Genomic DNA, 19,416 nt, shown 5'->3' on the forward strand with positions numbered 1-19,416 from the left:
ACCTGAAAGGTCCTGGGTTTCTTCTGACTACGTTGGTAGCGGGGACAGGATTTGAACCTGTGACCTCTGGGTTATGAGCCCAGCGAGTACCGAGCTGCTCCACCCCGCGTCGGTAGTACCAGTTTACAGAGCCGGGGGCCCCGGATCAAATCCGTGGCCCCCGGCTTTGCAGGCAGCTTTTACTTCTTTTCCGCGGCCGCCGCGTCGACGAGCTTCTTGGCCTGGGTGATCGCATCGTTCATCTGGTCGATACGTCGCTGGTACAGGGCCAGGTCGCCGTCCTTCAGCGCGTCCTGTGCATCGTCGTAGTAGCCCGATGCCCGGTCGAGCAGCTCTGAAGCCGTTCGCTTCGTTCCGGGGTCGACCGGTGGCTCCTCGCTCTCGGACTCCGGATCGGTCGTCGAGCCCGGTTCGAGACCGAGGGCAACACGCAGGGCCTCGTCCAACGTCTGGCCGAAGCCGACGTCCTTGCCGAACGACGCGATGACGTACTGCAGCACCGGGTACGTGCCCTCACTGGCCTGACGCTTGATGTAGACCGGCTGGACGTACAGCAGACCTCCGCCGACCGGCAAGGTCAGCAAGTTGCCGTACTGGATCTCGGTGCCCGACTGCTTGAACGGCAGCAGCGCCTGGGTGACGCCGTTGTCGGTCTGCAGCTTGTTGGCGATCTGGCTCGGGCCGTCGATCTGCGTGCTGCTCGACAGCTGCAGGATCTGCATCTTGCCGTAGTTCTCGGTGTCGGTGGCCTCGGAGTTGACCGACACGAACGCCTCGAGGTTCTGCCGCTTGTTGGGCAGGTAGACGCTCGTGACGCTGAACTTCGGCGTGTCTTCGCCGGGGCGGGCCATCGACAGGTAGTACGGCGGCTGCAGGGCACCGGAGTTGGTCGGCGCCGTCGGATCCTCCGGCACCTTCCAACGCTCGCCGTCCTCGTAGAACGTCTGCGCATCGGTTACGTGGTACCGCTGCAGCACGTCGCGCTGCACCTTGAACAGGTCGACCGGGTAGCGCAGGTGCTCGAGCAGCGCATCGCTGATCTTGCTCTTGCTCTCCACGGCACCCGGGAAGACCTTCATCCAGGTCTTGAGGACGGGGTCCTTGGTGTCCCACTCGGTAGAGCTTGACCGAGCCGTCGTACGCATCGACGACGGCCTTGACCGAGTTGCGCATGTAGTTGACCTGATCGGTCGGCAACGCCGCCTGGGCGTCGCTGTTGGTCAACGTGTCGGCCGTGGCCTCCCGCAGCGAGCGGTGCTCGGAGTACGGGTACGAGTTGCTCGTCGTGTAGCCGTCGACGATCCACACGACCTTGCCGTCGACGACAGCCGGGTACGGATCGCCGTCGACCGTCAGCCACGGGGCGACCTTCTGGACCCGCTTGCGCGGCTCGCGGTCGTACAAGATCTTCGACTCTGAGTTGACTCGACCCGACAGCACGATGTTCGGCTCGGCGAACTTGAACGCGTACAGCGCCTTGTTGAACAGGTTGCCGACCGGGACGCCACCCTTGCCGTCGTACGTGTTCTGCGTGACGCTCGCCTTGCCGTCGTCGTCGGACGAACCGCCGCGCGGGACGTCGACCTCGATCGGCGCCGCGCCCTTGGGGCGACCCACGATCGAGTACGACGGCGACTTCTCACCGAAGTAGATGCGCGGCGGGGTCGTCGTCTTGATCAGACCCGTCGGCGGGATGTCCTTGGCGATGAACACGGGCTCACCGTTGGGTCCACGCTGGTTGCCGCGCGCCGCGATGATGCCGTAGCCGTGGGTGTAGACCGTGTGGTCGTTGGCCCAGTTGCGCTGGGTGCTCTGCAGACCCTCGAGGTTGAGCTCACGCGCCGCGATGATGGTGTCCTGCGGGACGGTCTCACCCTCCAGCTTCTACCGATCGACGTCGAGCGTCGTCGGGACGGTGTAGTAGCCACGCACCTGCTGCAGCTGCTCGAAGGCGTCCGAGATCAACGTCGGGTCGAGCAGTCGGGTGCTGACCCGCGACTCCGCAGAGGCCGCCAGCGCCGCAGGCGTCAGATCGGTCTTCGCCGAGTACGTCTGCACCTCGGTGTCCGCGACGTCATAGGCCTCTCGTGTCGCCGCGATGTTCTTGGCGATGAACGGCCCCTCCTTGTCCGGCTCGGAGGGGTTGACCTGGAAGCCCTGCATGACCGCAGGCCAGATGACGCCGATCAGGATCGACGTCAGTGCCAGCAGCCCCAGGCCGATCGCCGGAAGCGTCCACGACCGGATGAAGACCACGGCGAAGAACAGCAGGGCGCACACGATCGCGACACCGATCAAGATGTTCTTGCCGGGGATGCGCGCATTGGCGTCGGTGTACCCGATGCCGTCGAACAGGTCGGAGTTGCCGATCACGAGCCCGAACCGGTCGAGGTAGTACGAGACGGCGCGCAGCAGCACGCCGAGGCCGACCAGCACCGACAGGTGGATCTGGGCAGCACGGGTCAGCTTCGGGCCGCGGCCGGCGATGCGAATGCCGCCGTACACGTAGTTGATGAACAGCACCGCGAGCACCGCGATCACGATCATCGCGAACGAGAACGACGTCAGGAAGCGCCACCACGGGTAGTCGAAGACGTAGAAGCCGAGGTCCTTGCCGAAGTGGGCGTCCTTGGTGCCGAACGGCGTGCCGTTGCGCCACATCTTGTACGTGTCCCAGTGGCTCGCGCCGACCGATCCGGCGAAGGCCGTGACGACCACGAACAGCCCGATGCCGACCGGCTTGAGGATCGGGGTCAGGGCCAAGCGGTAGCGGTACGCCGGATCGTCCCGGCGAAGCGGCACCGTTGCGGGCCTGGTGCGGTACGCGAGGTACAGGTTGCCGATGACGAAGATGCCGAACAGCAGGCCCAGTGCGATGAACAACGTCACCCGCGAGACCAGCACGCCACGGAAGACGTCGCTGTAGTCAACCGACTTGAACCACAGCCGCTCGGTCCACACGCTCACGAAGATCGAGCCGAGCAGGAGCAGCACGGCGACCGTGATCAAGGTCGGGACGAGAGCCTTCTGCCGCCGTCCGGAGCTCGGTGGTCGGGGTTGTCTCGGTTGGGGTGTTCCGAAGATGTCGCTCACGGGTCTCCTGGGTAACGGGGTGACAAGATGTTATGTCAGGGTGCGACGGAGATGCTCGATCAGTCCGGGGACGAGATCGGGACCCTCCAACAGCGTCGCATCAGCAGGTTCTTTGGCCCGGACGGTGCTGTGCGCCTGGCCGTCGCGCATGACGGCTGCCACCAGACGCGCCTCGCGGCGGTCAGGGTGGGCAGCGGCGGCCTCGACGAGCGCCTCGGGATCGTCGGGCAGGGACTCCTCCGCCTCTGGCGGCAGCATGATGCGCTCGATGACGGCAGCGCAGCCGTCGACCGACGCAGGCCACTCGATCTCGGTCAGCAGGTCTTCGAGCTCACGGCCTCTCGGCAGCTCCTGCTCGATCGAGGTGATGCCGTCGGGCACGAGGTTGACCTGCTCGAGCAGTCCGGGCTCGGCCGCGACCAGGTCGGCGGTACGCACCAGCGCGAACAGTCGCGGCGCCTGGTCCCATCCATCGGCCCCGACATAGGTCTCGACCTCCAGGGCTGCCTGGCGGAGCGGGGAATCTGGCATCAGGCATGACGGCACCTTGGCCTTCGGGTCTTTGGCGATCGTCCGGAGGGACGAGATCGCATCGTCGAGTTTCGTGATCTTGACGAGCTGGAGCCCGTCGTCGTCACCGTTGAGCGCCTCGGCACAGTTGGCCGCCGGCACCAGGAAGATCGTCGCTCCGGCTCGCTCAGCACCGGCCATCTTCTGCCGGACGCCGCCGATCGGGCCGACGACACCGTCGGGCGTGATCTCGCCCGTGCCGGCGATGTTCTTGCCACCCGTCAGCTCGCCGGGGGTCAGCATGTCGTAGATCGCGAGGGCGAACATCGTGCCGGCGCTCGGTCCACCGATCTGGTCGCCCACGTTGTTGTCGACCTGGATCGGGAAGATGAACTTCGTGCCGACCGAGATGCCGATGCGCGGGATCTTCGGGTCCTTCGAGTCGGGCTTGGTGACGATCGCGACGTCGCGGGACTTGCCCGACCGCTTCACGGTCAGGGTGACGGTGTCGCCTGGCGAGACCTTGCCGATCGCCGCCACCGTCGCGTCCTTGTCGCTGACCGCCTTGCCGTCGACCGCTTCAACGAGGTCGCCGACCTTCAGCTTGCCGACCGATGCGCCGTCCTCGGCCACGAACGCGACCTCGGGGCGCTCGTCGACCGTGTAGCCCGCAGCCCGCAACGCCGCGACCCGCGAGTCATCCTCGAGCTGCTCAGCTGGGCCGCAGACTGCGCCGTCGACTGCTGGCCGTCTCGTTGTCGGGATCAGCCAGCGACTTCGGCACCACCGCGATGTCGGGATCGAAATAGCCGCTGATCGCATCGACCAACGACATCCGCGCATCGGCCCGCGTGACGGAGACCGTCGTGAAGTTGAGGGAACCGCTCGTCTCGAACGTCTTGACGTCATCACCGAACGTCAGCAACGGCTTGTCGTCGAATGGCGTGCCCAGGGTGTCGAAAACGGGGCCGGGACGCTGCGTCACGTACGGAACTGGCGGCAGGAATGCGATGCAGGTCAGCACGATCAACGAGACTGTCGCCACGACCAAGGTCAGGTAGCGACGGCTGATGGAAGTGGGGTCCGACACACGAGCAGCCTAGTGAGTCACCACAACCTACGCGTGGTCGACCCACTCGGAGTCACCGGTCGTGAACATCTGGTGCTTCCACACCGGGACGTCGGTCTTGAGCTCGTCGATCAGCCGACGACACGCATCGAATGCCTGGACGCGATGTGCCGCCGAGGCTGCCACGACGACGGCGAGGTCGCCGATCGCCAGATCGCCGACCCGGTGGACGCCTGCCAGCGCGATGACGTCGCTCTGCTCGGCGATACGTTGAGCCACGTCTCGCAAGCGGGCCGCTGCACTCGGGTGGGACGAGTACCCGAGGCCCTCGACACCCTGTCCCCGGTCGTGGTCGCGCACCGTCCCGACGAACGGCAGGTGCCGCCGGCCGCAGGATCGGCGACCGCCGCGAAGACCTCGTCGATGCTCAGGGGCGTCTCGCGGATGTCGATGAGGCGAACGCTGTCCATGGTGAGTTCATCGTAGGCGAACACAGAACATGCGGGGTCTCGGGGAAGCAGTCGCTACTGTTGACCCATGGCCGATGACGACAAAGAAGAGCCTCAGAACCCCTTCGCCGGAACCCCGATGGAGCGGCTTCGGCAGCTTCATGGGCGGCGGCTCCCGGCGGCGAGATGGACATGAGCCAGATCATGAGCCAGATGCAACGGATGTTCGCCCCCCACGAAGGCGGCGTCAACTTCGAACTCGCCAAGGACGTCGCACGGCACACAGTGGCCGCGGCCGGTCCCCGATCTGACCCCGAACGCCGCCCAGCGCGGTGCCGTCGACGACGCCGTCCGGCTCGCCGAGCTGTGGCTCGACAGTGCCACGTCGATCCCCGCCGGCGCCCTCACGTCCACGGCCTGGAGCAAGGCTGAATGGATCGAGGCGACCTCCGAGACCTGGCGGCAGCCGTCGAGCCGATCGCCGAGCACGTCGTCAAGGCCATGGGCGCCGCCCTGCCCGAGGAGGCCAAGGCCGTGGCCGGGCCGCTGATGGGCATGCTGACGCAGGCTGGCGGTGCGATGTTCGGCCAGCAGGTCGGCCAGGCCCTCGGCGGACTCGCCAGCGAGGTCGTGTCATCCACCGACATCGGCCTGCCCCTCGGCACCGAACGCATCGCGGCGATCCTCCCGTCCGGCATCGAGGCCTTCGGCGAAGGACTCGAGCACCCGGCATCCGACGTCCTGCTCTACGTCGTGCTGCGTGAGTGCGCCCACCACCGTCTGTTCCACCACTCCCCCTGGCTCCGGTCGGCGCTGGTCGGTGCGATCAGGAGTACGGACGCGGCACCCGCATCGACGTCGCCGCCATCGAGGCGCAGATGCGTGACCTCGAACCGTCCCGCCCCGAAGACATCCAAGATGCTCTGGCCGGTGGCCTGTTCGAGCCCGAACGGACCCCGAGCAGCAGCGCGCCCTCGACCGGCTCGAACACTTCTGGCCTTCATCGAAGGCTGGGTCGACGAGGTCATCTCCGAAGCCACCAAGGACCGCATGCCGGCGGCAGCATCTCTCGCCGAGGCCATGCGGCGTCGCCGAGCCACCGGGGGTCCGGCCGAGCAGACGTTCGCCGCCCTCGTCGGGCTCGAGCTGCGTCCTCGCGAGCTGCGCGAGGCCACGACCGTGTGGGCCGCTCTCCGCGACCGCCAAGGACCCGATGCTCGCGACGCAGTGTGGAGCCGCCCCGACCTGATGCCGACGGCGGCCGACCTCGACGATCCGCTCGCCTTCGCCCAAGGCGAGACCCGGACCCAGAGCGACGCCGACTTCGACGCCGCACTCGGCGAGCTGCTCGACGGCGACGGCAGCGGCACCACCGAGTGACCCTGCTCGACCAGCGGGCGTTGCACGACGACGCCCGTCGCGTGCTCGACGCCTGGACTGCACCCGACCCGCAGCAGGACGAGCTCGACGGGCCTACCTCGACCACCTGGCGACCCACCCCGACGCGATGTCGCGAAGCTGCCATCCCGACCACCTGACGGCCAGCGTGCTGATCGTGTCGTCCGATCACCGACGGGTGCTGCTGACGCTGCACAAGCGGATCGGTCGCTGGCTGCCAGACCGGCGGGCACTGCAAGGCCGATGATGCGACGCTCGTGCTTGCGGCGCTGCGCGAAGGCCGCGAGGAGAGCGGCATCGACGGGCTGCAGATCGACCCCCGTCCCGGTGCTGCTGTCGCTGCACGAGGTGCCCGGCTGCGGGCCGATCCGTCCCTCGCACCATCTCGACGTGCAGTTCGTCGCGACAGCACCGCACGACGAGTTCACGATCAGCGACGAGTCGGCCGACCTGGCCTGGTTCGACACGACCTCGCCACCACCGCAGACCGATCAGTCGGTGCGCGACCTCATGGCTGCTGCCACGAGACGCCTTCAAGAAAAGCCCTTAGCCTTCTCGCTGTGCGGATAGGCCTCGACCAGCTTCCAGAACGCGCTGCTGTGATTGGGCTCGATGAGGTGCGCCAGCTCATGGATCAACACGTAGTCGACGACGTAAGGCGGCATGCCTTGGAGCCGGTGTGACAGTCGGATGCTGCGATCGGTCGACGAGCACGAGCCCCAGCGCTTGTCCATGTTGGTGACCCAACGCACCGACGACGGCACGGCCCGTCCCCCGAACCACGAACAGGACAGCTCGACAGCCCGGCCCAGCAGCTGCTCGTCACTGGGCTTGACCCCGCTGCTCGCGACGATCGAGGCGCTCGAGGAGCGACCGCACGTGCTCCTGCTCGACAGCCGCGGGCAGATTGGCCGGCATCAGGACGATGGTCTTGTCACCCTCGCGATAGGCCCGCACCGTCCGCTTGCGTCGGGCACTTCGACGGATCTCGACCTCGCTCATGGGTCGAACCTACCCGCCGGTCACCACGATCTTTTTTCCACAACCTGCCAGAGGCGAAAACGCAGGTCATGGCGGCACTCACCCGGCGGTTCGCCCGACTGCACACAGGTTGTGCACCAGTCGTCCACATGTCAGCGCGGCGATCCCCACAACTTGTCCCCAACGTTATCCACAAGCGTGGACAACAGGCGCTTCCGGAGTGTTGACGCCGAGCCGGTCAACCCCCTAGCCTCAACGCCATTCGAGGCATCGGCAGAGCTGCGCAAGGGGAAGGCAAGCTCTGCCGAGGCCTTGACCCAGACCCGGGTCCCGACACAAAGCTGCGGAGGACCCGACGATGTCGGACCCTCCGCAAGATGTGGGGGAAGAGCGGGACCTCAGTCCCCGCCGGTGGATTCAGGCCTTGCCGAGAATCCGGTTCAGCTGGTGCCACAGACCGGGCAGATGCCCTTGGCCATGCGAGTGCCCTTGTCACTGACGTGGACCTCTCCCGACGTCTCGCGCTTTTCCTTGCACTTGACGCAGTAGAACTCGCCACTCCATGTTTCCGACATTACGGCCTCCTTGCCGATGTGGTGCTGATCACTGCCAGAGTACGCGTGAGTCGGCGATTTCACGCTCAGTCACGCCTATTTCTTCCCGGCGAGTCGCAGCCGGCCAACACTGGCGTTTCAGGGCGTTCACGCGACGCCTCGGCTGTGGACGAGCACGTGGCGTCCTCGCGCCGGTCGGGGTCAGGCTGTCGCCATGACCTTTCGCCCTGTCCTTCGACCCGGTGCGCAGCTGCTTCGGCGAGACGCCACGCACCTCCAGATCGGCACGTCCCCCGGGATCGTGATCGCCGATCAGCCCGGTCTGCTGCACCTGCTTCGGCTGCTCGACGGGGTCCGGGACGTGCCCCGACTTGCGCGCCTCGTCCACGAGTCGATACCCGAGCTGGGACAGGACCCGGGACCGATCCTCACCGAGGCTCGCCGCACGCGGTGCCGTCGTCGACGCCTCGAGCGTCGAGCACCTGCACCGGTCGACGTGGTCGATCGGCTTCGACGCCGACCCCGGCTGTCGGCCGATCGTCGACGCGACCAGACATATCCTGTCGACAGCGGGGCTGACTCGGCTCCGATCGAGCGAGCCAGACCTGCTCGTCGTCTGCTCCCGCGGAGAGGCAGCCCGCTCCCGGTTCGAACGTCCCTCCCTCTTCGGCACGCCCCACCTGGCCGTCGTGATCGACGAGGACCGCGTGCGGACGGGACCCTTCGTCCGCCCCGGCCTCACCCCCTGCGTCGGCTGCCACGACCTGCACCGCACAGCCTGGGAACCGGCTTGGCCTGCCCTCCTGCACCAGTTCGGCCGCTCCTCGGTCGCCGTCGGCCCCACGGCACTGGCAGCGCCGACCGCCCATGCCGCAGCAGTCGAGATCGCGGTCGACATCCTCGCCGTGGTCGACGGGCAACGCCCCCGGACGACCGGACACTGCCTGCTGGTCGGCCCACAGCACGACGAGCGCATGACCTGGAGCGTGCCCTTCCACCCGGGCTGCTCCTGCGATCTGCTTGCGGCAGCATGATCAGGCACAGCGGACTATCCTGACCACGTGCCTGACACTCCCAAGAAGGACCCCGACAGCGCACGACCGATATCTGGCAGCGCCTTCGCCCGCACGGCACGCCTGGCCGCACTCCCTGTCGGCTTCGCCGGCCGGACGACCCTCGGCTTCGGCAAGCGGATCGTCGGCACCCCGGCCAATCTCGTGCTCGACGAGGTGCAACGCCGCACAGCCGACCAGATCTTCAGCGTCCTCGGACAGCGAGGGCGGCGCCATGAAGTTCGGGCAAGCCATGAGCATCTTCGAGGCGGCCCTGCCAGAAGAGCTGATCGGCCCCTACCGCGAGACCTTGGTCAAGCTCCAGGACTCCGCCCCACCGATGCCGCCTGCCACCGTCCACCGGGTGCTGGCCCAGGAGTTCGGCGCCGACTGGCGCGACACGCTGACCTCGTTCGACGACAAGCCAGCCGCCTCAGCCTCGATCGGACAGGTGCACCGGGCGACTTGGCACGACGGCACCCAGGTCGCAGTCAAGCTGCAGTACCCGGGCGCTGCCAAGGCGCTGATCTCCGACCTGCGCCAGATCAGCCGGCTCGCTCGGCTCTTCGGCGTCATCGCACCAGGCCTCGACGTCAAGCCGCTCGTCAAGGAGGCTGCAGGACCGCGTCGCCGGAAGACTCGACTACAGCCTCGAAGCCGCCGCGCAGGACGTCTTCGCCACCGCCTTCGCCGACGATCCCGAGATCGTGGTCCCCCGCCCGCTGGCCCACACCGAGCGCGCCCTGGTCACGACGTGGCTCGAGAGCGACTCGTCGTTGGCCCAGATCATCACCGACGGCACCCAGGCTGAACGCGATCGCTACGGCGAGGCGTACGTCCGGTTCCTGTTCGCAGGGCCAAGCCGCGCCGGCATGCTTCACGCCGACCCCCATCCCGGCAACTTCCGGATCATGCCAGACGGACGACTGGGAGTCGTCGACTTCGGTGCCGTGGCCCGGCTCCCCGATGGCCTGCCCCTGGCCATGGGACGACTGCTCCGGCGAGCCGTCGACGACGACTACGACGGCGTGCTCGAAGGGCTGCGTGAAGAGGGGTTCTTGAAGTCGAAGACCGATCTAGACGCCGAGACCATCGCGCGCTACATCGGCCCTTTCGTGGAACCCGCCCAGGTCGAGCGATTCGCGTTCAGCCGCGAGTGGATGCGTGCCCGAGACGCTGCGGGTCAGCGCTCCGACGGCCGACGGCATGGGCACTGCCATGAAGATCAACCTCCCACCGCAGTACCTGCTGATCCACCGGGTGTGGATCGGCGGCATCGGGGTGCTGAGCCGGCTCGGTGCCACGGCCCCGTTCAGGGCGATTCTCGAAGAGTCGCTACCCGGGTTCTCTGACCAGGGCTAGCACCGCTTCGGCATACTGCTCGATCTTGGCCGGGCCGATGCCCGGAACCCGTTCGAGCCCCACCCGATCGGTGGGCTTCGCCTCGGCGATCGCCTGCAGCGTCGCATCGGTGAAGATGACATAGGCCGGTTTGCCCTGCTCGGTGGCCTGCTCCTTGCGCCAGGCGCGCAACGTCTCGAACAGCTCTTCGTCATACGTCGAGGGACAGTCGGCACAACGGCCCAGCTTGCGGTCGGCCACCGCCAGCACGGTGTTGCAGACCCGGCACTTGGCCACCTTGCGCTGGCGCACCTGCGAGGACACCTGCCGAGCCTGGTGACCTGCAGGCAGCAAGGTGTCGAGGAATCTCGTCGGCTGACGGGTGCCACGTCCGCCCTGCTTGCGGGAGGCAGCCCACGAGATCGTCAGGTCGTGACGCGCACGCGTCACGCCGACGTAGAACAGACGACGTTCTTCTTCGACCAGGACCGGGGTGTCAGCGTGGACGCTGGGCATCATCCCCTCGTGCATTCCCACGCAGAAGACCGCATCCCACTCCAGGCCCTTGGCCGAGTGCAGGGTCGCCAACGTGACGCCATCGGCGGCCGGTGCATGCGCCTGCTCGATGCGGCGATCAAGATCGGCCACCAGCGCCGTCATGTCGGCGCCGGGGTTCGCCTCGGCCAGATCGGTCGCCATCGACACGATCGCGTGCAACGACTCCCAGCGATCGCGCACCGCGCCTGCTCCTGACGGCGGCTCATCGGTGTGGCCCATCGCCCCGAAGATCGCGCGCACGTCGTCGACCAGCTGGCCGGCCGCCTCGCCGCCGCGGGCCGAGCCGCGCAGCAACGTCACCGCCTGACGCACCTCTGGACGGTTGAAGAAGCCAGTTGCACCGCGCATCGTGTAGGGAATGCCGTGCTCGCCCAACGCCTCTTCGAAGGCCTCGGACTGCGCGTTGATGCGATAGAGGATCGCCATCTCGCGGTAGGGGGTCCCACGGCGATGCAGCATCGCGATCTCGCTGGCTACCGCATTGGCCTCGGCCAGCTCGTCGGGATAGCCCATGTAGCTGACCGGATCTCCGGGCTCCTGCTGCGACACCAGACGGACACCGTCGACGGCCGTCGACCGCGCGAAGACGGCATTGGCCGCAGCTACGATCTGCGGGGTCGAGCGGTAGTTGCGCACCAGCTCGATGCGCTGTGCGCCTTCGTGGCGGCGGCCGAAGCTCGCCAGGATCTGGGGCGAGGCCCCGGCGAACGAGTAGATCGTCTGTCTCGGGTCGCCCACGACACAGATGTCGTCACGGCCACCAAGCCACAGATCGAGCAACGTCGACTGCAAGGGGTTGACGTCCTGGAACTCGTCGACGACGAACCAGCGGTACTGCTGACGTACGCGCGCGGCAATGCGCTCGTCATCGGCCAGGATCGCCGCCGTGACCAGAAGGATGTCTTCCATGTCGATGCGTCCGCGATCGCGCTTGACCTCTTCGTAGCTCGCCAACAGGTTGGCCACGTCGCCGGGCGACAGGTCGGCGACCTCGCGGCGCGCCGGACCCGCTGCGGCCGCATAGGCCGTTGGGGTGATGTTGGAGACCTTGGCCCATTCGATCTCGGCCGACAGGTCACGCAGCAGCGGCGTGTCGGCGCGCTTGTTGAGACGGCGCATCGCCTCGGCCACGAGCGGGAACTTGGACTGGGTGATCTCGGGGGAACTCGCCGCCGTAGACCTGCGGCCAGAAGTAGCGTGCCTGCCGCAGGGCCGCCGAGTGGAAGGTGCGGGCCTGCACCCCGTCAGCGCCCAGATCGCGCAGCCGAACGCGCATCTCGTTGGCAGCCTTGGTCGTGAACGTCACGGCCAGCACCTCGGTCGGCTTGTAGATGCCGGTCGCGACACCGTAGGCCATGCGGTGCGTGATGGCCCGGGTCTTACCGGTGCCGGCACCGGCGATGACGCTCACCGGACCGCGCAGCGCCAGCGCGACCTCTCGCTGCTCGGGGTCGAGCCCGGTCAACAAGTCGTCAGCATCAGGCACGCACGAACCTCCAAGAAACCGGGTGGAAGTTCCAGCCTAGTCGCCGGTCCGGACAGTCGAAGGGGCGACCGTCAGCCTCTCAGGATCTTGTCCATCGCCTTGCCCTTGGCGATCTCGTCGACCAGCTTGTCGAGGTAGCGAATCTTCTGCATCAGGGGGTCCTCGACCTCCTCGACCCGCACGCCGCACACGACTCCAGTGATCAGGCTGACGTTCGGATTGAGCTGCGCGGCGGCGAAGAAGTCCTCGAACGTCGTGTCTGCGCCCAGGTGCGCAGACAGTGCCGCGTCGTCGAATCCCGTCAGCCATTCGATGACCTGATCGAGCTCGGCCTTCGTGCGGCCCTTGCGCTCGACCTTGGCCACGTAGTGGGGGTAGACCGACGCGAAGCTGGTCGTGAAGATGCGGCTCACCCTCCCGAGGGTAGTTCGTGCGGGAATGGCGCGCACCGCCCACACGTTGACACACCATGAACACGTCCTTCGGCAGCAGAGTAGGTTCGCCACATGTCAGATCCCCAGTTCGTCATGTACAGCACCCCCTGGTGCGGCTACTGCCACCGGCTCAAGGGCCAGCTCAAGCGCGAGGGCATCGCCTTCGACGAGGTCGACATCGAGCAGCAGCCCGACGCAGCGCTCCTGGTCGAGCAGGCCAATGGCGGCAACCAGACCGTCCCGACCCTGGTCTTCACCGACGGCACGGCTCTCACCAACCCGTCGCTGGCTCAGATCAAGGCCCAGCTCGCCTCCTAGCCCGACCATGCGGCGAGCGTCAGCGAGCCGAGCAGGCCGCGCGGAGCGCGGATGAGCGCGAGGCACGAGCGCGTGACGCTGACGGGCTTCTCCCAGACGTAGGTGGCCTCACCAGCCACCCGTCAGCGTCCCCTGGTGCCATTCCTGGAGCAGCCACCTGGAGATCGACACATTGGGTGGGAGCAGCAGGTCCGAGCTCGCCGTCATCTCGGTGACCTCGTCTCTCGTGAACCAGCGGGCTTCTTCGATCTCGTCCTGGTCGACCCGGATCTCGGTGCTCAGCGCACGACCGAAGAAGCCGAGCATCAGGCTCGACGGAAACGGCCACGGCTGGCTGGCCGCATAGGTCACGTCGCCGACCTCGATGCCGACCTCTTCCATGACCTCACGGCGCACCGCATCACCCAAGGTCTCACCAGGCTCGACAAAGCCGGCCAAGGTCGAGAACCGTCCCTCGGGCCAGATCGGCTGACGCCCCAGCAACGCACGATCCTGGTCGTCGGTGATCAGCATGATGACGGCCGGGTCGGTGCGCGGGAAGTGGTGCGCTCCGCAGGCCGGGCACACCCGCGTGTGGCCGCCCTCGGAGATCTCGGTCGGCGCACCGCACTTGGCGCAGAACCTGTGGTTCTGGTGCCACCGCGCGATACCGACAGCGTGGACGGCCAAGGAGGCTTCCTCTGCGGCGACCGTCGGGCCGATCAGCCGCAGGCTCGCCGGCTCCAGCTCTGGTGGCACCCGGTCGACCATGACAGCGGCATAGCGGGTGTCGCCGCGCGTGCCGAGGAAGATCCACTCCCCCTCCGGCGCCTCGTCCATCGAGACCCACCGCAGTCCTGAACCGTCGATCGTCGGGACGTGCTCGCCGCCGATGACCAGAACCTGCACGTCTGGCCCGCGCCAGGCGTCGTTCTTGCGCAGATGCGCGGCTCGATCGTGCTGGGCGTGTTCGAAGGCGAAGTCCACGTCTGTCAGGTTAGACCGAGCTGTTCCTCGAGCTCGGCGCGGCCGGGCAGATCGTCGTAGCGACGAACGTCGCCCAGTCGTACGTAGTAGAAGACACCCTCGACCAGCGATGGATCGATCCCCTGGAGCTCAGCCCAGGCCAACCGGTAGATCGCCAGCTGCAGCGGATCTGACGTCGCCTGCTTGTTGGTCTTCCAGTCGACGACGTCGAAGCCGGTGTCGGTCTGGTAGATCGCATCGATCCGGCCGATGATCTGCTGCCCGCCGAGGACGATCGAGAACGGGGCTTCGATCGCGTACGGCGTCGATCCGCCGTACGGCCCCTCCTGGAAGGCCTGCGTCATGGCGTCGAGCTCGGCGTCGCTGCTGATGTCGGGGTCGCCGCGACCCGGCAGATCGCTCGGATCGAGCAAGGTCTGCTGGCCCAGCTCGAACTGAGCCTCGACCCAGGCGTGGAAGCGGGTGCCGAACCGGGCCCCCGGCACAGGCTGGCGTGGCATGGGCCGAGCCAGCTCGGCGAGCAAGCTCGTCGCGCCCTTCGGCCAGGCGCAGCGCCGTCGTCGCCGACAGGCTCGGCGGCAGGTAGATGGTCCGGACGGGCTCAGCAGCACGGTCGGCCTCGGCCACCAGCAGCTCGAGCTCAGCCTCGATCTCGGCCACGACCGCTGGCTCGGCAACCTCCTGCGGGGTGGCGAACTCTGGCAGGGCCGGGCGATCAGGGTCGTCGATGTGCGCGTCGACGAGCTCGGCCAGGCGATACCGTGCCGTTAGGTCGCCCGGCGACGCCGGCCACGCCACGCTCAGACGCTGCTCGGCCAGCGGATTGCGCTCGTCGTCTGCGGGCTCGTCGGCCCACAGCAGCGGCTTGATGCCCTGCTCGCCGAGCCAGGCGCGCGTGTTCTCGAGGAAGGGAGACGGCCCACGCGGCCGGGTCGCCGTCCGCCCCCACCAGTGACCCGACACGTGCAGCTCGTGCTTGGCCCGGGTGTAGGCGACATATCCGAGTCGACGCTCTTCGTTGAGGGCATCGGCGGAGTTGAGTGCGCGGTACTCCTTGTCGCCCGCGTAGGTCCACTCCTCGATGTCGGGGAGCTGATTGGCGTCGCCGCGCAAGGTGACCGGGATCGTGGTCGCACTGCTGGTCCAGCGCGAGCGGCCGCGCGAGTGCGGGAACACCCCCTTGGCCATGAACGGGACGAACACGACCTCCCACTCCAGCCCCTTGGCCTTGTGGGCCGTGAGCAAGCTGACCGAGTCAGCATCGGACGGCGTCGAGACCTCCATGCCGTCGTTGTAGCGGTCTTCGGCAGCAAGATAGGCCAGGAGGCCGGACAACGAGGCGAAGGAGTCGTCGGCCGAGTAGGACGCGATCGCGTCGAGCAACGCAGCGATGTTGTCGAGCCCCGAAGGAGCTCCACTGGCCTCCAGCTCGACGTCGAGGTCGAGCGCGTGCATCGCTCGCCGGGCGAAGTCGTACAACGGCTCGCCCACGTGGGAGCGGAGTCCGGCCAGCAGCCCCGACAGGGACTGGAACCGGACGCGGGCATCGGGCGAGTACGGCAGGTCGCCTGGATCTTCGACTGCATCGGCCAAAGAGACGATCTCGGTGGGGTCGGTGCCCTCGACGGCCTTGGCCAGCTGCTGGTCGAGGGTCAGATCGCCCTCACGGTCGAACCGGCGTCCGCTCAGCGTGGCCGCTCGCCGTCCGAGCAGCGCGAGATCGCGCGGACCGATGTTCCAGCGCGGTCCGGTCAGCAGGCGCAGCATCGCCGGATTGGCCGTCACGTCTTCGATGACCTCGAGCACCGAGACCAGGTCTTGGACCTCGGGCTGGGAGAGCAGACCGGTCAGGCCGACGACCTCGAACGGGATACCGGCCGAGCGCAGCCCCGCGACGATCTCACCGTTCTCGCCGCCGACCCGCACCAGGATCGCGATCTCTGAACGGGCTCGTCCGGCCGCGATGGCCGCCTGCACTCCGTCGATCACGGCGTCGACCTCGTCGGCGACCGTCTCGTGCAAGGAGACGGTGACGGTTCCGACTGCGTTGCTGGGATGGGCCTGGAGCGGTTGCACGACGTCGGACGTCGCGTAGAAGTCGGCGGCGAGCTCGTTGGCCGCCCCGATGATGCTCTTGCCGCAGCGCCGCGTCTCGACGAGCGAGTACTGCTGCCCACGGCTTCCGTCGGCAGCTGGGAAGTGGTCGAGGAACTCGGACAGGTTGCCCGCCGCAGCACCCCGCCAGCCGTAGATGCCCTGCGCCGGATCGCCGACGGCCGTGACGCTGTGACCGCGCCCCGACGACTCGTCGGCACCGGAGAACAGGTTCTTGAGCAGATCTCGCTGGGCGACCGAGGTGTCTTGGTACTCGTCGAGCAGGACGACGTCGAACCGCTCACGCAGCGACTCGGCAACCTCGGAGACGGCCGAGAGCTCGGCCCCCCAGGCCATCTGGTCAGAGAAGTCCATGACGCCCGCGATCGCCTTGGCCCGCCGATAGCGATCGACGAGCCGGGACAGCTCGATGCGCTTGCGCGCTGCCTCGATCGCCTTGTCCTGCATCGCGTAGTGCTTCTCGGCACCTTGCAGCGTCGCAATGAGCTGGCCGTCGAACGCCCGTAGCTCGTCGGTCGTCACCAGGTGCTCGGACAGCTCGCCATCGAGCGCCATCACGTCGCCGACGAGACGCGGGACGTTGGTCGTGACCTCGACCAGCTCGCCGGTGTAGGACTCGATCGCCTGCGCCACCCGCTGGAACCGGGAAGCATCGGACAGGATGCGTAGATCGGGCTCGATGCCCAGGCGCAGTCCGTGCTCGGCGATCAGCGTGCCGGCGAAGGCGTGGTACGTCGACGTGGTCGGTTCGCCATCGGCGTCGAGGTCGAGTCCGAGCAGCGAACGACGGATGCGCACGCCCAGCTCGGCGGCGGCCTTGTTGGTGAAGGTCAGGCCGAGGATGCGCTCGGGGGCGACGCCGTGATGACCGACCAGCCACACGACCCGGGCAGCCATGACGGTGGTCTTGCCGGAACCCGCTCCTGCGATGATGACGCCGGGCGCGTCGAGCGGCGCGGTGATCGCAGCCAGCTGAGGCGGTGAGAACCGGAACGGATCGCGACCGGCCGGCGCCGGGAAGATGCCCTGGAACACCCGGTCGAGGTCGTCGGTCGTACGCAATTGGACGGCAGAGTGCTGGGTCATTCGCCAGACCCTCCGAGGATCGTCGCTCCAGCGGGCTGACCGGGGCAGGCCCGCTGGAACTCGCACCACCGACATGCCTTCTCGCTCGGTGTCGCGGTGAACTGCTCGTCGGCGATGACGTGGACCGACCTGGTCAGCTGCTCGAGCGCGAAGAAGGGCTGGTCTGCCGGCGGGGCATCCTGCGGCTGCACGACCGGGTAGTCGGGCAGCTTCTTCTCGCCGTTGCGCAGCTGGACCGGCTCTGCTCCGGCCGCGCGGATGCCCTCGGCCAGATCGTCCGTGGCGCCGAGGTCGACTGCGAGCTGGTAGAAGCCGGCTGCGGGTGCTGGGCCAGGTCTTTCTTGTCGGCCACGGACTTGCTGGTCTTGAGGTCGATGACGTGCACACCGTCGTCGCTGCGGCTCGACACGGTCCATGGACCCGCCCAGCGCCACGGTGCGGCCGGCGATCGTGGTCTCGACCAGGAACTCGTGCTCGGCCGCCAACGTCGTACGCCCGTGCTGCAGGTGCCAGCTGACGAACCGGATCAGGGCGTCGCGGGCCTCGGCGCGTTCGCGACCGCCGATCCACTCGGCGGCGAAGGCCAGCTGGTCCCAGACCTGGTCGATGTAGACCCCCAGTGCCTCGACGTCGGCTGGCAACCGCTGCTCGGCGACCTCGGCGGCAACCGCATGGATGACCGAGCCGAAGCCCTGAGCCGTCGTGGTGCCCGTCGAGGCCTTGACCTCGTGGTCGTAGAACCACTTGAGCGGGCACTCGGTGATCGCGCTGACCGAGCTGCCGGACAACCGGATCGTGGCGTCGTCGGCGCGCATCGGCTCGGCGGCCTCGGTGATCGCGGCCATCCCCCACCAGCGTTCGGGTCGGGCCGGGCGGGTCGCGGCACCGGGGCGCTCGGCGAGCTTGGCCAGCTGCCGAGCCACCCGGTCGCGCACGACGTCGCTCTCGGTGGTTTCGCCCAGCCTGCGCAGTGCCGCGATCGAGCCTCGCAGCGACAGCGGTCGATCTGGCCGGCGTCGGGGCTGACGCTGTCTGACTGTGCGACCGGCACCATCGCCGTGCAGGTGGTCCCACAGCTCGGAGACGAACATCGACGGCTGGTCACCGTCTTCGCGTCCGCTCTCGACGGCGGTCACGATGAGGTGCTCCTGAGCACGCGTGCAGGCGACGTAGAACAGCCGCCGCTCTTCACGCAGGGCCTCACGAGCCGTCGGCGGTGCGACCTCGGCCTCGGCGCCGAGGCGTTCGGTGCGCAGGAAGCTGCCCCGGTGACGGACGTCGGGCCAGGCGCCGTCTTGCACCCCGGCGACCACGACGGTGCGCCACTCGAGCCCCTTCGACCGGTGAGCAGTCATGAGCTGGACGGCCTCAGGCGCGATGGAGCCCTGCGCAAGCGTGTCGGCAGGAATCTCTTGGGACTCCAGCTCGTTGACGAACTCGGCCAGGCCCCGGCGTTGCTGCTGCTCCTCGGCGCGCGCAGCCTGTGAGAACAGGGCCACGAGCACGTCGAGATCGTGATCGGCCGGGCCGCCCCTTCGCCGTCTCCGAGGGCCTCGGCCTGCAGACGCTGACGCCACGGCGTGCCCGACCACAAGGTCCACAGCACGAGCTCGACCGAGTCGCCCGCCAGGATCTGCTCGGCGGCCCGGCGCAGCAGGGACGCGAGACGCGAGGCCCGCGCGGCGGCGTGGCCGACGGGGGTGTCGGGCCGGTCGAGGTTCAGCAGCATCGCCGGTTGCGACAACGCCTCGGCCAGCAGCAACCGCGAAGCACGCGGGCCCCGCTCGGCCGTGCGGTCGGCATCACGCAGAGCGCGTCCGACCCGGCGCAGGGCCGGGGCATCGAGCCCGCACAAGGGACCGGACAGCAGAGCATCGGCGGCCTCAGGCGCCAGCGGCTCGTCGCGCGCGACGGCATCGGCGGCCCGCAGCGCGACCAGCAGCGAACGAACCGCAGGCTCCGAGCGCAGCGGGACCTCGTCGCCGGCGATCACGACCGGGACACCG

The 19,416-nt window shown here is 67.9% G+C and carries 18 protein-coding genes, 1 tRNA gene and 5 pseudogenes; 7 read left to right on the top strand and 17 right to left on the bottom strand.

The features are described from left to right. Positions 1-33: 33 nt before the first annotated feature. From ACHMWU_RS04450 to ACHMWU_RS04475, 6 genes and pseudogenes are all read right to left on the bottom strand, one after another. Positions 34-109 (bottom strand) — tRNA-Met (locus ACHMWU_RS04450). A 70-nt stretch (positions 110-179) separates the two neighbouring features. Further along, positions 180-1,145 carry a UPF0182 family protein gene (locus ACHMWU_RS04455; RefSeq protein WP_396042931.1) on the bottom strand — a complete coding sequence of 322 codons (966 nt, stop codon included), beginning with the start codon at positions 1,143-1,145 and terminating at the stop codon, positions 180-182. A 10-nt stretch (positions 1,146-1,155) separates the two neighbouring features. Then, positions 1,156-3,093, bottom strand: a pseudogene (locus tag ACHMWU_RS04460) (UPF0182 family protein); the annotation flags it as partial. A 30-nt stretch (positions 3,094-3,123) separates the two neighbouring features. Then, complete coding sequence (locus ACHMWU_RS04465) at positions 3,124-4,284, bottom strand: PPA1309 family protein (protein ID WP_396041883.1); 1,161 nt, start codon at positions 4,282-4,284, stop codon at positions 3,124-3,126. A gap of 31 nt (positions 4,285-4,315) precedes the next feature. Continuing rightward, positions 4,316-4,693 carry a hypothetical protein gene (locus ACHMWU_RS04470; protein ID WP_396041884.1) on the bottom strand — a complete coding sequence of 126 codons (378 nt, stop codon included), beginning with the start codon at positions 4,691-4,693 and terminating at the stop codon, positions 4,316-4,318. A gap of 27 nt (positions 4,694-4,720) precedes the next feature. After that, a complete protein-coding gene (locus ACHMWU_RS04475) occupies positions 4,721-5,032 on the bottom strand; it encodes a molybdenum cofactor biosynthesis protein MoaE (RefSeq protein WP_396041885.1) in 312 nt (103 codons plus the stop codon). Positions 5,033-5,428: 396 nt separating this feature from the next. On the opposite strand from ACHMWU_RS04475, the pseudogene ACHMWU_RS04480 reads away from it, so the two are divergent. The 3 genes and pseudogenes from ACHMWU_RS04480 to ACHMWU_RS04490 all read left to right on the top strand — a co-directional run bounded on the left by ACHMWU_RS04480 (position 5,429) and on the right by ACHMWU_RS04490 (position 7,089). After that, a pseudogene (locus ACHMWU_RS04480) lies at positions 5,429-6,501 on the top strand (zinc-dependent metalloprotease). Further along, positions 6,498-6,659, top strand: coding sequence for a hypothetical protein (locus tag ACHMWU_RS04485; RefSeq protein WP_396041886.1), 162 nt, complete (start codon positions 6,498-6,500; stop codon positions 6,657-6,659). The pseudogene ACHMWU_RS04480 and the gene ACHMWU_RS04485 overlap by 4 nt, the downstream one beginning before the upstream one ends. A 121-nt stretch (positions 6,660-6,780) precedes the next feature. After that, positions 6,781-7,089 (top strand): hypothetical protein, encoded by a 309-nt coding sequence (locus ACHMWU_RS04490; RefSeq protein ID WP_396041887.1) that lies wholly within the window; start codon positions 6,781-6,783, stop codon positions 7,087-7,089. Here ACHMWU_RS04490 and ACHMWU_RS04495 read toward each other — a convergent pair. The 3 genes and pseudogenes from ACHMWU_RS04495 to ACHMWU_RS04505 form a co-directional block, all read right to left on the bottom strand. After that, a complete protein-coding gene (locus ACHMWU_RS04495; protein ID WP_396041888.1) occupies positions 7,053-7,283 on the bottom strand; it encodes a M48 family metallopeptidase in 231 nt (76 codons plus the stop codon). The genes ACHMWU_RS04490 and ACHMWU_RS04495 overlap by 37 nt on opposite strands. 58 nt (positions 7,284-7,341) lie before the next feature. Beyond that, on the bottom strand, positions 7,342-7,521 hold the full coding sequence (locus tag ACHMWU_RS04500; protein ID WP_396041889.1) for a hypothetical protein: 180 nt from the start codon (positions 7,519-7,521) through the stop codon (positions 7,342-7,344). Positions 7,522-7,917: 396 nt separating this feature from the next. Further along, positions 7,918-8,075, bottom strand: a pseudogene (locus ACHMWU_RS04505) (DUF5679 domain-containing protein). A 350-nt stretch (positions 8,076-8,425) separates the two neighbouring features. Between ACHMWU_RS04505 and ACHMWU_RS04510 the strand changes: the two are divergent. From ACHMWU_RS04510 to ACHMWU_RS04520, 3 genes and pseudogenes are all read left to right on the top strand, one after another. Further along, positions 8,426-9,088 carry a hypothetical protein gene (locus tag ACHMWU_RS04510; protein WP_396041890.1) on the top strand — a complete coding sequence of 221 codons (663 nt, stop codon included), beginning with the start codon at positions 8,426-8,428 and terminating at the stop codon, positions 9,086-9,088. Positions 9,089-9,446: 358 nt separating this feature from the next. Then, positions 9,447-9,653, top strand: a pseudogene (locus tag ACHMWU_RS04515) (AarF/UbiB family protein); the annotation flags it as partial. A 67-nt stretch (positions 9,654-9,720) separates the two neighbouring features. Next, on the top strand, positions 9,721-10,458 hold the full coding sequence (locus ACHMWU_RS04520) for an AarF/UbiB family protein (RefSeq protein WP_396042933.1): 738 nt from the start codon (positions 9,721-9,723) through the stop codon (positions 10,456-10,458). Here ACHMWU_RS04520 and ACHMWU_RS04525 read toward each other — a convergent pair. The 3 genes from ACHMWU_RS04525 to ACHMWU_RS04535 form a co-directional block, all read right to left on the bottom strand. Then, entirely contained in the window at positions 10,442-12,124 is a 1,683-nt protein-coding gene (locus ACHMWU_RS04525) for an ATP-dependent DNA helicase UvrD2 (RefSeq protein ID WP_396041891.1), read from the bottom strand. The genes ACHMWU_RS04520 and ACHMWU_RS04525 overlap by 17 nt on opposite strands. After that, positions 12,081-12,491, bottom strand: a complete 411-nt coding sequence (locus ACHMWU_RS04530; protein ID WP_396041892.1) for a UvrD-helicase domain-containing protein — start codon at positions 12,489-12,491, stop codon at positions 12,081-12,083. The genes ACHMWU_RS04525 and ACHMWU_RS04530 overlap by 44 nt, the downstream gene beginning before the upstream one ends. A gap of 71 nt (positions 12,492-12,562) precedes the next feature. Continuing rightward, on the bottom strand, positions 12,563-12,904 hold the full coding sequence (locus ACHMWU_RS04535) for a DUF2200 domain-containing protein (RefSeq protein WP_396041893.1): 342 nt from the start codon (positions 12,902-12,904) through the stop codon (positions 12,563-12,565). A 93-nt stretch (positions 12,905-12,997) separates the two neighbouring features. Here ACHMWU_RS04535 and ACHMWU_RS04540 point away from each other — a divergent pair, with 93 nt between their 5' ends. Then, positions 12,998-13,243, top strand: coding sequence for a mycoredoxin (locus tag ACHMWU_RS04540; RefSeq protein WP_396041894.1), 246 nt, complete (start codon positions 12,998-13,000; stop codon positions 13,241-13,243). On the opposite strand, the gene ACHMWU_RS04545 is transcribed toward ACHMWU_RS04540, so the two are convergent. From ACHMWU_RS04545 to ACHMWU_RS04565, 5 genes and pseudogenes are all read right to left on the bottom strand, one after another. Next, positions 13,240-13,362 carry a hypothetical protein gene (locus tag ACHMWU_RS04545; protein WP_396041895.1) on the bottom strand — a complete coding sequence of 41 codons (123 nt, stop codon included), beginning with the start codon at positions 13,360-13,362 and terminating at the stop codon, positions 13,240-13,242. The two genes, ACHMWU_RS04540 and ACHMWU_RS04545, sit on opposite strands and share 4 nt — an antisense overlap. Then, on the bottom strand, positions 13,352-14,209 hold the full coding sequence (gene nudC, locus ACHMWU_RS04550; protein ID WP_396041896.1) for an NAD(+) diphosphatase: 858 nt from the start codon (positions 14,207-14,209) through the stop codon (positions 13,352-13,354). Before nudC ends, ACHMWU_RS04545 begins: the two co-directional genes overlap by 11 nt. A 5-nt stretch (positions 14,210-14,214) precedes the next feature. Continuing rightward, positions 14,215-14,709 carry a PD-(D/E)XK nuclease family protein gene (locus ACHMWU_RS04555; RefSeq protein WP_396041897.1) on the bottom strand — a complete coding sequence of 165 codons (495 nt, stop codon included), beginning with the start codon at positions 14,707-14,709 and terminating at the stop codon, positions 14,215-14,217. 517 nt (positions 14,710-15,226) lie between these two features. Continuing rightward, positions 15,227-17,485, bottom strand: a pseudogene (locus ACHMWU_RS04560) (ATP-dependent helicase); the annotation flags it as partial. Next, the gene (locus ACHMWU_RS04565) at positions 17,407-18,909 is read right to left on the bottom strand and encodes a PD-(D/E)XK nuclease family protein (RefSeq protein ID WP_396041898.1); all 1,503 of its coding nucleotides are present in this window, start codon (positions 18,907-18,909) and stop codon (positions 17,407-17,409) included. The pseudogene ACHMWU_RS04560 and the gene ACHMWU_RS04565, both read right to left, overlap by 79 nt. Positions 18,910-19,416 lie beyond the last annotated feature (507 nt).

Origin of the sequence: Aeromicrobium sp. UC242_57 (assembly GCF_044452305.1) — a bacterium.
Lineage (GTDB): Bacteria > Actinomycetota > Actinomycetes > Propionibacteriales > Nocardioidaceae > Aeromicrobium.